We start from the raw sequence: 13,056 nt of genomic DNA, 5'->3' as shown, positions 1-13,056 counted from the left end.
AAAGAGCCTCTCTCGCAACCATTTTGTACTTCTGCCTTTTGCCTTCTGCCCTCTGCCTTCTTGCACTACAGCTCTAGTTTATTCGCTTCGATCGCCCTGAAGTGCCCCATAGTTTTGTATAGTTTTGCTAGTCCTACGGAGCATACACATGGAATTTTTGCTTTTCCCCCTTCTCTTGGGTGGTGTCTTTACTTTAGCGATCGGGCTGTTCTTTACCTTCCGTGCCGCTAAGTTGATCTAGCTACCACTTTCTCCTGGCTGGCGATCGCGGTGACTGCCTTTTCTGGCTCTGTCTGATGAGTCGCTTTCTCTGCCAGATAGGCAGCTAGCTGTGTTTCAACTTCATGGCGCACAAGCTGGCGGTAGTGGAGAAAATGCTCTAGCAAACCGCAGTTGCTCATATAAGGCACAAAGACTGCTGGGTTGCGCTGGAGCATTGAGAAAAGCTGCCGCCAGAATTGACCCCGTGTGCTGCGCTTAATGCCTTGCCGCCAAAAAATGGTCAATACAGCACGTAGTTCAACCCATTCCAACATCTGAAACGGGCGCTTGTGCGGTGCTGGTTGCATGTTCATAAAATGGCGATAGACGCGTGCGAGGTAACGACTGGGTTCGTAAAGCTCCCAGAAGCAATCGACGTATTCCTTCGCCAAATCTTCGATCGGGCGTGTAGGAATAAAGTTCATCAGCCCCATCTGTTGTCCACTTAGATTTTTACTGGATGCTAGCAAGCGTCCTTCTTTTTCCAGTCGATGCCACAAGGCAGTATTCGGTAGCGCATGGAGTACGCCGAACATTGCTTTGGGAATGGCAGTGGCTTCGACGAACTCAATGATGCGATCGCCCGCTCCAACTTTTTCGCCGTCAAAACCGAGGATAAACCCTGCCATCACTGACAGACCTTTGCGGTTAATCGTTTGCACCGATTCGATCAGCGAATTGCGCGTATTCTGAAACTTCTGGGTCATTGCCAGACTCTCTGTATCGGGTGTTTCAATACCCAAAAAGACAGCCGTAAAGTTTGCAGCAATCATCAAGTCGAGCAATTCTTCATCCTGCGCCAAATCCACCGATGCTTCGGTACTTAACCGGAAGGGATACTGGCGCGCCGCCATCCAGGGACCCAGTTCGCGCAGCAACAGCTTCACGTTACGCTTGTTGCCGATGAAGTTGTCATCCACCATGAAAACCGATCGTCGCCAGCCCAGATCGTACAGCGCTTGCAGTTCTGCCAACAGTTGCGCAGGCGTTTTTGTGCGCGGCTTGCGTCCATACAGCACGATAATGTCGCAAAACTCACACTGAAAGGGGCAACCTCGCGAGAACTGCACCGACATTTCAATGTAAGCGCTGAGATCCAACAGGTCAAAGCGTGGGACGGGCGTACCTGACACATCAGGCTTTTCACCCTCAGGCGCACGCAAAATTCCTGACGTTTCGCCTCGTTCTAGTGCGTCTACCAGCATTGGCAGAGTGATTTCTCCTTCATCCAACACCAAAAAGTCGGCTCCCGCTTCCTGCGCAGCATCAGGTACAGATGTGACATACGGACCACCCACTGCTACCCGCTTGCCCCGGCGCTTGGCTTCATGAATAAGGTGGAGCAAATCAGGCTTTTGAACAATCATTCCCGATAGAATCACCAGATCCGCCCAAGCCCAGTCAGCTTCGGTTTCCGATCGCACATTGCGGTCAACCAGCCGAAACTCCCACGTCTGTGGCAGGATAGCAGCAACCGTAATCATGCCGAGCGGGGGCAGTGACGCTTTGCGATCGATTAGCTCCAGTGCTTTATCAAACGACCAAAACGATTCTGGAAACAGCGGGTAAAGAAGTAAAACATTCATCAAATAAAAAGCCTCAAACCAAAACTGATAGCGTATGCAAAGTCACTCAAGCTTACCCCGTACTTTCAGCTTTACGTTGCTTGTTGAAGCGGTCAGGAGGCAGAAGGCAAAAGGCAGAAGGTAAAAAGCTAACCGCTGATGGCTGAACGCTGAATACTGATAGCTGAACGCTCATAGCTCACCAGTACATCAAAAAAGGCTTCCCAAATAGCGATTGGGAAGCCTCAATGCACTTAATTACAATCAGTCACAGAAGCTAATGCTTTCAATTGCCTCACGGCAGCTCAAAACCAGGTATTGCGGGAAGGGTTTTGGGCTGCAAAATGAGTCCAGGTACCAAGCGTGGCAGCAATAAGCCAACCGCTGAAAAGTACTACTGCTAAGGTCAACATAAGTCCTCCTTTGAGTGATTAAGGTTCACTATTGGTGGTCTGTACCGAAGTACACGCTCACGCTAACAATGGGATCAAGCGCCTGCAACGTTTCTTAATGAAAACGAGGAATTGTAACGGATTGATACATGAACCTCAGTTGTAAGGTTTAGCCACCCATTCACAGTCCGGCTTCTAACCCTCGAAACCGTACACCTTTAAACCGAATTGCGATCGCCCCACATCATCACAGCGCATGAGAAGACGATCGCGCCCGCCTAGAAATCTGAGTAGTCCAATTGAGCCGCATTGCTCTAGTAGATTAATGTCCTATCTTCTCGGTAACAGTGGTGAGATTAATAGTGAACAACGGGCAGCAACCCCTTAGAATTTCAACTAGCAACCCATCTGGCACCACAAAGGGACAGCATGAGCGAACCAACCGAAACGATCTTTAGCAAAATTATCCGTAAAGAGATTCCCGCCGAAATTGTCTATGAAGACAACCTGGCACTCGCTTTTAAGGACGTAAACCCGCAAGCACCAGTGCATATTCTGGTGATTCCCAAACAGGCGATCGCCAAATTGTCGGATGCCGAAGCACCAGACCACGCTCTTATGGGTCACCTTCTCCTTACCGCCAAGCGCGTTGCCGAGCAGGTTGGTCTTACTAATGGCTATCGTCTTGTCATCAACACGGGTGCGGACGGTGGGCAAACCGTTGATCACCTCCACTTACATATTTTGGGTGGGCGATCAATGGGATGGCCACCGGGGTAGGAGAGTGAAGGGGGCGAGGGGAGCAAGGAAAGGCAAGAGGGAGAACGGCAGCAGCAATAGAAATGTTTTGCCTTTCAAGGTTTGCTCTTTCTAAGTCGAACCAAGGGAAATGTTGCAGCTTGTGCATTGCGCCCCCGACTTCTCTTGCCGCCTCCGCCTCCCTTGCCCCTCTGCTTCCCTTACCGCTTCTCACTCTCCCCACACGCTAAAATGAACTTAGAGTCGGAGGTAGACCAACGGTTTATACACGCCCCCTTGCCCGCTTAATTGAGCAACTGCAACACCTTCCGGGTGTTGGTCCTAAAACAGCACAGCGATTGGCACTGCACATTCTCCGGCGATCGGAAGATGAAGTGAAAGCGTTGGCAAATGCGCTGCTAGAAGCCAAGCAGCAGGTTGGCTATTGTTCGGTTTGCTTTCACCTTTCAGCCGAACCTGTCTGCGAAATTTGTCGTACACCCAGTCGTGATAGCCAGACAATCTGTGTGGTTGCAGACTCCAGGGATGTCATCGCGCTAGAAAAAACTCGTGAGTATCGCGGTAAATATCACGTTTTAGGCGGCTTGATCTCGCCAATGGATGGCATTGGTCCCGAACAACTGCACATTCAACCGTTGATTCGGCGGGTTAAGCAGCAAAATATTGCTGAAGTGATCATGGCGATTAGTCCCAGCGTGGAGGGCGAAACGACTACGCTTTACGTTGGACACTTGTTGAAGCATTTTACAAAAGTCACGCGCATCGCCTTTGGGTTACCAATGGGCGGCGACCTGGAATATGCCGATGAGGTAACACTAGCGAGGGCTCTAGAAGGTAGACGGGAGTTGGATTAGAGAAGCGATCAGCAGCCAGCTTTTGATAAGCCTCTTCTCCCTTCTAATTTTTGACCTGAAACTTGCTTGAACAATGACCGCGATCGCTCGCTTAAAACCATGCTTACGCTGGGCAATTCTGGGTGGAACGCTTTTCTTTTTGGGCACCGTCCTCAAGCAGCACTGGCAAAAGGTTCTAGCCATCCGTTTAGAAAGCACGGGTTTAGCCTGTCTTGCGATCGCTCTTGGTATGACGCTACTTGCCCATATCTGTGCTGGCGGTGTCTGGAGTCGTCTTTTGCAAGATTTTCGCCAGCCGGTGCAGGGAGTTTGGCTAGTGCAAGCCTATTTGAAAACGACGATCGCCAAGTATCTGCCTGGAAATGTTTGGCACTACTACGGTCGCATTACTGCGGCAACAAAGGCAGGCGCAACCCTGGAAACTGCTACCGTGAGCGTCTTACTAGAACCGCTGTTGATGGCAGCGGCTGCACTATTGCTTGCCTTGCTGGGGAGCCAGCCGATCATGGCACAGTATGGCTTGCCCGTTTTAATGCTTCAGTGGTTTAGCCTGCTGGTCGTTTTAGCGTCTGTGCATCCCCACATCATCAATCCCTTAGTGCGGTATCTCGGCAAACTGAAGCAAAAAGCGACGAAAGCGCCGTCATTAATGTCTGTCGCTCTGAAAGACTATCCCCTGGTGCCCTTGCTGGGAGAGGTTGGCTTTTTGCTACTGCGGAGCGCAGGCTTTTTGTTCACCTTTCTGGCAATCAGCCCGGTGCTGCTGAGTCAACTGCCGCTTCTGGTAAGTGCGTTTAGTGTGTCGTGGCTGCTCGGTTTAGTAGTTCCAGGCGCACCTGGAGGCATTGGCGTTTTTGAGGCAACAGCGATCGCGCTCCTGGGTCAAACGTTCTCACCGGGACTACTGCTCAGCGTTGTAGCGCTCTACCGGCTGGTCAGCATTCTGGCAGAAGTCGCTGGTGCAGGCTTGTCCTGGCTAGATGAACGCCTGTGAGTTTAATGTTACGGTCCGATCAGCAATGAGCCAGGTGGAGCAAAATCTTGGACATGGATTACTCGATTGATGCATTTGCTTCTCACTGCATCTTATGTATTTTCTTTTATGTAAACCTTATTTTCGCAAATTTCAAATCTTTCCGCTACCTCTGGTCCATTTTGCCCAGGTTTCATGTACCAAGCTATGGCGTTGACAACACTTGCTAGCCGACCTGCATCATTCGCAATATTTGTTACGTCCTCTGGACCATAGTCCACTGAGTCATATTCAGCGCCACTGCCGTGGGCTCGAACACGCACAAGACTCATTGAGTGCGGACCAGGGTTTCCCCCAATTGTTTTACTCATCCATGCATCATGCATAATTCTATTTCTTGTTTTTATAAGACCTTCTATTTCTTTTCTTAAGCACCTAATTATTCTGGAATCTTGATCTGTAACCAGCTCTCCCCAGCGCTCAAAGAAGACTGAGAAAAATGCTGAAGCGATTGGGGATGCAGTTCTATCTGCAAGAGCAGCCTTGATCAGAATCGTACGTTCTCCGTCAGGACCAAGACCAAACAACCAGACAGTTGCTTCTTCAAGGGAGTTAAGAAGATGAGAAAAGCAAACAACAAACCGCCCAAGTGCCAAGTAGAGGCTTTGATTAAATACGATTTGCTCTTCTGACTCCATAAAATTTTCCTACAAATTTCGTATATGCCTAGCTATGTACTTAACGCCACGCTAGCTAGATAAACACCCGCTTTTCTAGGGTTAGTCATCTTTACGTGTTACTAATGTCCTTTCTATCCCGTCGATCGCACCATACTCAATGCCACTGCTTCCGCTACTTTAATGCCGTCAATACCAGCCGAGAGAATGCCGCCTGCATAACCGGCGCCTTCGCCAGCAGGGTAGAGACCGTTTGTATTCAGGCTTTGGTAATCCTCTTTGCGCTTAATGCGAATAGGCGATGAGGTGCGCGTTTCAACCCCCGTCAACATGGCATCTGGCATGGCAAAGCCTTTGATCTGTTTGTTGAAGGCAGGCAATGCTTCGCGGATGGCTTCGATCGCATACTCAGGCAAGCTTGTACTCAAATCACCCAAACGCACTCCTGGCGCATAAGACGGTTGCACAGTGCCGAATGACTGCGAGGGGCGATCAGCGAGAAAGTCTCCGACTAGCTGCCCCGGTGCATCATAAGTGCCGCCACCCAGCTCAAAGGCACGTTCTTCTAGGCGACGTTGCAGAGCAATGCCAGCCAGTGGATGACCAGGATAGTCATCGGGCGTAATGCCCACTACGATCGCGCTGTTGGCATTGCGTTCGTTGCGCGAGTATTGACTCATGCCGTTGGTGACAACTCGCCCTGGTTCAGAGGCGGCAGCAACCACCAGACCGCCAGGACACATACAAAAGCTGTAAACCGATCGACCATTCTGGCAGTGATGCACCAGCTTGTAATCGGCAGCGCCTAAGAGCTTGTGACCCGCCTGCTCACCAAAGCGACACTGATCGATCAAGGTCTGCGGATGCTCTACCCGAAAGCCGATGGAAAAGGGTTTGGGTTCGATATAAACGCCGCGATCGAACAACATTTGAAACGTGTCGCGGGCACTGTGACCCACTGCAAGCACCACATGATGGCTGGCAATGAATTCGCCGCTGGCAAGGGTTACGCCCTGCACCTGCCCGTTTTCAATATGCAGATCTTCAACGCGACTTTGAAAGCGAATTTCGCCGCCCAGCGCTTCAATGCGGGCACGCAGACTTTGCACAATACCAACCAGTTTGAAGGTGCCGATATGCGGTTTGTTGACGTAGAGAATTTCCGGTGAGGCTCCAGAATTAACCAGTTCGTTCAGCACCTTCCGCCCATAGTGGTTAGAATCTTTCACCTGACTGTAGAGCTTGCCATCCGAAAACGTACCCGCGCCGCCTTCGCCAAACTGCGCGTTAGATTCTGGGTTCAGCCCATCTTTCTTTTTCCAAAAGGCAAAGGTGTCTACAGTGCGATCGCGCACCGCTTTCCCACGTTCCAGCAAGATGGGACGAAATCCCATTTGCGCCAGCATCAGCCCAGCAAACATCCCGCAAGGTCCAGTCCCAATCACAATAGGACGGCTTGTGAGCTTAGCCGGAGCGTGAGCCACTAGCCGATAGCTCATATCTGGCGTAGGCATCACATGGGGATCTTTCTTGAGCCGCTGGAGGAGTTGCTTTTCCTGGGTCGTCTCGACATCCAGAATATAAACCAGCGCAATTTCTCCTTTCTTGCGAGCATCATGGCTACGCTTGAAAATGGTGTAGCGAATTAATGCCTCTGGCGCAATTTGCAGCTTTTTGAGAATCGCTGCTTCGATCGCCTCTTCAGGATGATCCAGCGGCAGCTTGATTTCAGTGAGTCGTAACATAATCAGAAATTAAGATTCCTACCTGTAGGAGCATTCTATGGAACGTCCCTACAGCATTTGTTATTAGAAGGGCTACCTTTCTATTTTGCCTTTTACCTTTTGCCTTTTGCCTTCTGCTCTCTGCCTTCTGCCTCCTGCCTTTTCAATACAGTTCATACTTCATCAACTGGCAGGGCAACGTACCGTTCAAGACGGCGGTTCGTTGAGACGATTTCAGCCCGATCGACTGCGAGAGTTCTTTATTGCCACTCAGCACAAACGCCGTCCAGCCTTTGAAGCGATGTTTCAATACATTGCCTAGCTGTTTGTAAAAGGCACCTAAATCGCTGTCTCGTCCTAACCGTTCGCCGTAGGGTGGATTGCAAAACAACACGCCGCTGTCTGCGGGGGCGGCAACGTCGGCAAGGTCGATCGGCGCAAAATAAACGTGCTTCAGCACACCGCAGTTGGTTGCATTGACGATCGCCTGCTCAATCACCGCTTCATCGCGATCGCTACCCCAGATGGGTGCAGGAAGGCTTTCTCGCTGGCTATCTTCTGCTTCCTGGATCAGTTTTTCTAACAGCGGCAGGTCAGCATCCAGCCATGTTTCAAACCCAAAATGCTCTCGAAACAGCCCTGGTGCAATATTGAGCGCTTTCAGGCTGGCTTCCAGCGGCAACGTGCCAGAGCCACACAGCGGATCGTAAAACATCTGCTCTGGCTGCCAACCCGATAGCTGAATGAGCGCCGCTGCCAGCGATTCCTTTAAGGGTGCAGCACCCACAGCCGGACGATACCCTCGACGGTGCAGGCTTTTGCCAGAACTATCAAGGCTAACGGTACACATATCGCGATCGATATGGACGCTGATCTGCACATCCGGCGATTGCAACTCCACATCAGAGCGATCGCCCACCGTTTCTTGCTGCTGCTCAACGATCGCCGTTTTTACCTGGAGCGCTGTGAAGTGGGTATGGTTAAGCTGCTCGCTTTTGCCCGTCGCGTTTACCGCCAACGTCATCTCTGGCGTGAGATACAGCGACCAATCGATTGTCTGGATACCACGATAGAGATCTTCCGCATCCTTACAAGGAAACTCGCCCAGCTTCATCAGGATGCGAAACGGCAAACGTGCCCAAAGATTAACGCGATAGAGGAGCGTGCGATCGCCCTCAAACGCAGCCCCACAGAAACCTGGTGTGACGGCATGAGCGCCTAGTTGCTCTAATTCTTGAGCTGCCAGCGTTTCTAGCCCCCGTGCCACTGTTGCAAAGTACTGATTCATACTGGCTAATTCACGCAGACTGTCTGCACCTAGAGATGCACTAGCATAACGTTCCTCGAAGTTTCTCGTTGCTTAAGTATCCAGAGGTTATAGAATCGTCTGGGCTAAGGAGTGCGACGATCAGTAGCACAGCAAACCCATGTAGACGGTTTTGTAATGTTCTGTGGGGAGAGTCTTTGTGTCTCAGCAAACGCAGCGTGGGTTCAGTCGTCGGACAATTATTCGCAGTCTTTTGGCAGCGGGTGCCTTTGGAGCCACATCGCGCCTTTGGACAGGCTGTACAGCACCACCTCAACAGGCAGCATCTCCAACGCCAACAGCCGAAAAACCGCTGACGATCGGCTTTATCTATGTCGGGTCTAAAGACGATTACGGCTACAACCAGTCTCATGCTGAAGGCAAAGCGACTGTTGCTCAACTAAGCGGCGTGCAGACCGTTGAAGAAGCAAGCGTGCCAGAGACAAAGGAGGTAGCAGAAACGATGCGTAACATGGTTAAAGACAATGGCGCAACCGTTCTGTTTCCCACCTCTTACGGCTATTTCAACCCTCATAGCTTGCAGATTGCCCGCGAGTTTCCAGAGGTGCAGCTTTTTCACCCCAATCAGCCCTACAAAGACGGTTATCCCAAGAACGTGGGTTCCTTTTTTAGTGAGCTGGCTGAACCCGCTTATCTAGCAGGGATCATCGCTGCCTATGCGTCGAAAACAGGCAAGCTAGGCTTTGTTGTACCGAAACCCATTCCAGTGGTGTTGCGGGAGGTCAACAGCTTTACCTTAGGGGCACGCAGCGTCAAACCGTCGATCGTCGTACAGGCTATCTTCACAGGCGATTGGTCGTTACCCGTTAAAGAAGCAGAAGCAGCCAATAGCTTGATTGACCAGAACGCCGACGTGATTACCGGACGAGTGGATAACTTGAAGGTCATCATTACAACTGCTGAAAAACGTGGAGTCTTTTCGTCTGGCTACCACATCAATCAGGCGAGTTTAGCGCCAAAAGGCTACTTGACCGGAGTAGAGTGGAACTGGGGTAAGATTTACGCCCAGTATGCCGAACTGATTCGCGCAGGCAAAACGTTGATGAATGGAGGGATTCCACCGATCGTTGCCGGTGGGCTGAAGGAAGATTTCTGTCGGCTGTCTCCCTATGGTGCGGCAGTCAGCAGTGAGGCACAAAAAGCGGCTGAAGCAGCAAAAGCGAAACTCTTAGACGGGAGTTTAGCGATTTTCAAAGGCGAACTCAAAGACAACAAAGGCAACGTAGTGATTCCAAGCGGCATTTCCTACACACTCCAAGATCCCAAATTACAAGGTATGAATTGGCTGGTAGAAGGAGTGCGCGGTAATCCCTAACGAAAACTTGGAGGAGAAAAGTCTGACCGCTAGCGTGTTCGTCGATCGCCAGCGTTAGTTACGCTCCACCATGCTTTGCCGTCGATCGATTGATACACAGGAGCGTTAAGTATGTATGTGCGTCGAGTTTCAGAACTGTCTGCACAAGGGGCAAAGGTTGTTTTACGAGGGGCGATCGACCGTGCCACTGCGATGGGTGTACCTCAATGTGTAGCGGTAGTAGACACAGGCGGCAACCTGTTGGTGTTTGAGCGGATGGATGGAGCCAAGCTGCACAGCCAATTTTCTGCCATTCAGAAGGCATTTACAGCTATCTCTGCCAAAGCGCCAACCGGGCAACTCCCCACCGAGCTAGCGTTTGGTATTGCGCTGGCAACTAACAACCGCTTTGCTACGATCGCAGGTGGACTGCCTATCGAGCTTGAGGGAGAAATCGTTGGCGCGATCGGCGTCGGCTCAGGCAATGATGAGGAAGATATAGAGGTAGCTCAAGCTGGCATCGAGGCGTTACAAAACGCGATCGCACACCACGCTTAGCCCACTGCTGCCGAGTGTTGCAGGAGCGGAATTTCGATGCGGAATTCGCAACCCTTGCCCGGTTCTGACTCACAGGTAAGGCGACCATTGTGTCGATCGACAATGATCTGATAGCTAATCGACAGCCCCAAACCTGTGCCTCTGCCCACTGGCTTTGTGGTGAAGAAGGGATCAAAGAGGCGGGTTCGCACCGCTTCTGACATGCCAATGCCATTGTCGATAATCCGAATGATGATCGAGTCGCCTGTGGTTGATCGCTCCGTGCAAATGGTAATAGTACTAGGATTCTCTCGAAGATCAGCCGCCGATCGTTCCTCATCCGCAGTCTCCAAGGCATCGATCGCGTTTGCCAAAATGTTCATAAAGACCTGGTTGAGTTGACCCACGTAGCACTCCACGTCCGGCAACGCACCGTATTGCCTAATGATTTGAATGCCGGGATGATCGGATCTTGCTTTCAGCCGACTTTGTAAAATCATCAAGGTACTGTCAATGCCATCATGGATATTGACCGCTTTCACATCGGCTTCATCCATGCGCGAGAAGTTACGAAGTGCCAGCACAATTTTTTGAATGCGCTCGGCACCAACCTTCATGGAGGTTAAAAGTTTAGGCAGATCTTCTAACAAAAACTCTAGATCGATCGCTGCAATTTCCCCTTGAATCGCAGCAACAGGCTGAGGATAGTGCCGCTGATAAAGCTCAATGAGATGTAAGAGATCTTGCGTATAGCTAGTCGCGTGGTTGAGGTTGCCATAGATAAAGTTAACGGGATTATTGATTTCGTGAGCAATACCCGCAACCATTTGCCCTAGGCTCGACATTTTCTCGGTTTGCACTAGCTGCATTTGCGTTCTTTGCAGCGTTTGCAAGGTGTGTTCAAGTTGCTGCGTTTGCTGGCGTAACTGAGCTTCTGATTGCTGTAGAGCAAGCTCTGCTGCTTTGCGTTCCGTAATATCTTCGATCGTGCCTAACAAACCAATGACATTCGCTTCGGAGTCATGGATCGGAATCTTGTTGACATCAATCCAGGCTGGTTTGCCATCTGCCTGCAACCGCTGCTCGATTAAATGCAGCACGGGAGTATCCGTTTCCATCACGGCTTGATCTTGTTCCTGGTAGAGCTTGGCTTCTTCCGGTGTCCAACAAAAGTCGTAATCGCTTTTCCCCACGACATCGCCCAGAGCACGCAGACCCGCTGCCTTTGCCCAATTACGGTTGCAGCCCAAATAATTTGAATTAATATCTTTCCAAAAGAGCGCCTGCGGAATACTGTCCAGGACGATTTGTAGCAGTTCAGCGCTTTGATTCAACTCTTGAGCACGCTGTGCTTCAGTGATCATTGTCAAAATGCAAACGATACCCACGTTTTGACCATTTGCGTCGTACAGCGGTATTTTTTGAGCATCGAACCAGAGCTGTTCGCCATCATTTTTAAGGCGAGAAGTAAGGCGATGGCACTGCGGTATGCCCGAAAGCATGGCTTCGCGATCGCGTGCCTCATATGCTGCCGCATCCTCCTTGCTCCAGGGCAAATCGTATTCTGTTTTGCCTTGAATCATCTGCGGATCGGCTAACCCAATCAGCGTTGCCCAACTCTGGTTACACCCCTGAAAAACCGAGTCACGGTCTTTCCAGAAAACGCATTGTGGGAGATGCGCCAAGATGGACTGAAGCAAATTGGTTGGTGCTAGTGCTGACATTGTGGGGGCAGAAATACGCGTAGTCCTTGAATGGGGCATGACAGAATATTTGATCAATTAGATGGTATAAGAGGCCTCAAAGCGTTCTATAGCATTGCATGAGCAGTCAAACGGAGCATCGTCTTGAGTTATGCAAATGTTTTGACGCAGCAAGCCAAAGATAGATTGGAGGGGTAGAGCGCTTAACCGAAGAGAATGTTCCCACCCTTCAGTGGCTCTCAAGCACCAAAGCTGCCTGGCAGTCGCCGTAGCACTTGATAGTTTGAGAGCTATCATCCTATTGTTCCCCTGGCAGTCGAAGGGATGGCAATGAGCTTGAAAGTAGTCAGTATGACTACTGCTGCAAGCATAAATGATGATGATTAAAGAACGGGTTAACAGTGAACCGTTAACGGTAAGCAGTGGATGGGAAGCAAGACAAGCCAACTTCAGGTGCGATCGACGCTTGATGAACTCAGTCCAGTGCTGGATTGGTTTAATCAACTGCATCAGCCTGCTATACCAAAAACAATTTGGATGCAGTGTCAGACTGCTCTGGCTGAAGGCTTAACCAATGCGATTCGCCATGCACATACGGGTAAGCCAGCAAAGACCCCTATTGAAATTGTGGTGACAATTCAAGCCCGATCGATCGAAATTCGGATCTGGGATGAGGGTGCTGCATTTGATCTAGCGCAACGACTGGCAGCACTACCGCAGACAGTCAGCCCTGATGCGATCGGTGGACGTGGGCTATTGCTTTTGCAGCAATTTTCTGACCATCTGAGCTATGTGCGATCGGGCGATCGTAACTGCCTGCTAATCGTCAAACACTATGCTGCAATGGCTTAGATGGGTGTAGCAAGGCGTATCATGACGTTGCCTTTGCCTCAAATCGGTAAAGTGAGGGAGCATTTGCAGTAATCGAATCACGTGTTGCATAATCAGACGGTTCAACAAGGGGAACTCAGGCAGCATCGAGCGTTGCCG

Annotated in this window: 11 protein-coding genes and 1 pseudogene; 7 read left to right on the top strand and 5 right to left on the bottom strand. The window is 50.6% G+C overall.

Features of this window, described 5'->3' with window-relative positions:
• Positions 1-148 precede the first annotated feature (148 nt).
• Positions 149-241 (top strand): cytochrome b6-f complex subunit 6, encoded by a 93-nt coding sequence (locus H6F76_RS31630; RefSeq protein WP_190453209.1) that lies wholly within the window; start codon positions 149-151, stop codon positions 239-241.
• Here the strand turns inward: H6F76_RS31630 and H6F76_RS25950 are convergent.
• Positions 228-1,847: a B12-binding domain-containing radical SAM protein gene (locus H6F76_RS25950; RefSeq protein WP_190512644.1), complete on the bottom strand. Its 1,620-nt coding sequence runs from the start codon at positions 1,845-1,847 to the stop codon at positions 228-230. The genes H6F76_RS31630 and H6F76_RS25950 overlap by 14 nt on opposite strands.
• An 800-nt stretch (positions 1,848-2,647) precedes the next feature.
• On the opposite strand from H6F76_RS25950, the gene H6F76_RS25945 reads away from it, so the two are divergent.
• From H6F76_RS25945 to H6F76_RS25935, 3 genes and pseudogenes are all read left to right on the top strand, one after another.
• The gene (locus tag H6F76_RS25945; RefSeq protein ID WP_190453214.1) at positions 2,648-2,998 is read left to right on the top strand and encodes a histidine triad nucleotide-binding protein; all 351 of its coding nucleotides are present in this window, start codon (positions 2,648-2,650) and stop codon (positions 2,996-2,998) included.
• Positions 2,999-3,234: 236 nt separating this feature from the next.
• Positions 3,235-3,831 (top strand): annotated as a pseudogene (gene recR, locus H6F76_RS25940) (recombination mediator RecR); the annotation flags it as partial.
• A gap of 73 nt (positions 3,832-3,904) precedes the next feature.
• Complete coding sequence (locus H6F76_RS25935; RefSeq protein ID WP_190512642.1) at positions 3,905-4,825, top strand: lysylphosphatidylglycerol synthase domain-containing protein; 921 nt, start codon at positions 3,905-3,907, stop codon at positions 4,823-4,825.
• 92 nt (positions 4,826-4,917) lie between these two features.
• On the opposite strand, the gene H6F76_RS25930 is transcribed toward H6F76_RS25935, so the two are convergent.
• From H6F76_RS25930 to H6F76_RS25920, 3 genes are all read right to left on the bottom strand, one after another.
• On the bottom strand, positions 4,918-5,502 hold the full coding sequence (locus H6F76_RS25930; protein ID WP_190512640.1) for a hypothetical protein: 585 nt from the start codon (positions 5,500-5,502) through the stop codon (positions 4,918-4,920).
• A 113-nt stretch (positions 5,503-5,615) separates the two neighbouring features.
• Positions 5,616-7,226 carry an NAD(P)/FAD-dependent oxidoreductase gene (locus H6F76_RS25925; RefSeq protein WP_190512639.1) on the bottom strand — a complete coding sequence of 537 codons (1,611 nt, stop codon included), beginning with the start codon at positions 7,224-7,226 and terminating at the stop codon, positions 5,616-5,618.
• A 142-nt stretch (positions 7,227-7,368) separates the two neighbouring features.
• On the bottom strand, positions 7,369-8,493 hold the full coding sequence (locus H6F76_RS25920; RefSeq protein ID WP_190512638.1) for a THUMP domain-containing protein: 1,125 nt from the start codon (positions 8,491-8,493) through the stop codon (positions 7,369-7,371).
• Between the two features lie 178 nt (positions 8,494-8,671).
• Here H6F76_RS25920 and H6F76_RS25915 point away from each other — a divergent pair, with 178 nt between their 5' ends.
• Positions 8,672-9,847, top strand: coding sequence for a BMP family ABC transporter substrate-binding protein (locus H6F76_RS25915; protein WP_190512637.1), 1,176 nt, complete (start codon positions 8,672-8,674; stop codon positions 9,845-9,847).
• Between the two features lie 111 nt (positions 9,848-9,958).
• Positions 9,959-10,384: a heme-binding protein gene (locus H6F76_RS25910; protein WP_190453236.1), complete on the top strand. Its 426-nt coding sequence runs from the start codon at positions 9,959-9,961 to the stop codon at positions 10,382-10,384.
• On the opposite strand, the gene H6F76_RS25905 is transcribed toward H6F76_RS25910, so the two are convergent.
• Complete coding sequence (locus tag H6F76_RS25905; RefSeq protein ID WP_190512636.1) at positions 10,381-12,087, bottom strand: PAS domain-containing protein; 1,707 nt, start codon at positions 12,085-12,087, stop codon at positions 10,381-10,383. The two genes, H6F76_RS25910 and H6F76_RS25905, sit on opposite strands and share 4 nt — an antisense overlap.
• A gap of 405 nt (positions 12,088-12,492) precedes the next feature.
• On the opposite strand from H6F76_RS25905, the gene H6F76_RS25900 reads away from it, so the two are divergent.
• The gene (locus tag H6F76_RS25900; RefSeq protein ID WP_190512635.1) at positions 12,493-12,918 is read left to right on the top strand and encodes an ATP-binding protein; all 426 of its coding nucleotides are present in this window, start codon (positions 12,493-12,495) and stop codon (positions 12,916-12,918) included.
• The last annotated feature ends 138 nt before the right edge of the window (positions 12,919-13,056 follow it).

The organism is Leptolyngbya sp. FACHB-321 (genome assembly GCF_014695975.1).
Taxonomy (GTDB): domain Bacteria; phylum Cyanobacteriota; class Cyanobacteriia; order Leptolyngbyales; family Leptolyngbyaceae; genus Stenomitos.
The sequence above is the reverse complement of the archived record's forward strand: the minus strand, read 5'-3'. Positions and strand labels throughout refer to the sequence as shown.

Coding starts and splice junctions, on each gene's coding strand:
- H6F76_RS25935 (WP_190512642.1), top strand. CDS start 3,905: ATGACCGCGATCGCTCGCTTAAAACCATGCTTACGCTGGGCAATTCTG.
- H6F76_RS31630 (WP_190453209.1), top strand. CDS start 149: ATGGAATTTTTGCTTTTCCCCCTTCTCTTGGGTGGTGTCTTTACTTTA.
- H6F76_RS25920 (WP_190512638.1), bottom strand. CDS start 8,493: ATGAATCAGTACTTTGCAACAGTGGCACGGGGGCTAGAAACGCTGGCA.
- H6F76_RS25900 (WP_190512635.1), top strand. CDS start 12,493: ATGGGAAGCAAGACAAGCCAACTTCAGGTGCGATCGACGCTTGATGAA.
- H6F76_RS25925 (WP_190512639.1), bottom strand. CDS start 7,226: ATGTTACGACTCACTGAAATCAAGCTGCCGCTGGATCATCCTGAAGAG.
- H6F76_RS25945 (WP_190453214.1), top strand. CDS start 2,648: ATGAGCGAACCAACCGAAACGATCTTTAGCAAAATTATCCGTAAAGAG.
- H6F76_RS25910 (WP_190453236.1), top strand. CDS start 9,959: ATGTATGTGCGTCGAGTTTCAGAACTGTCTGCACAAGGGGCAAAGGTT.
- H6F76_RS25930 (WP_190512640.1), bottom strand. CDS start 5,502: ATGGAGTCAGAAGAGCAAATCGTATTTAATCAAAGCCTCTACTTGGCA.
- H6F76_RS25905 (WP_190512636.1), bottom strand. CDS start 12,087: ATGTCAGCACTAGCACCAACCAATTTGCTTCAGTCCATCTTGGCGCAT.
- H6F76_RS25950 (WP_190512644.1), bottom strand. CDS start 1,847: ATGAATGTTTTACTTCTTTACCCGCTGTTTCCAGAATCGTTTTGGTCG.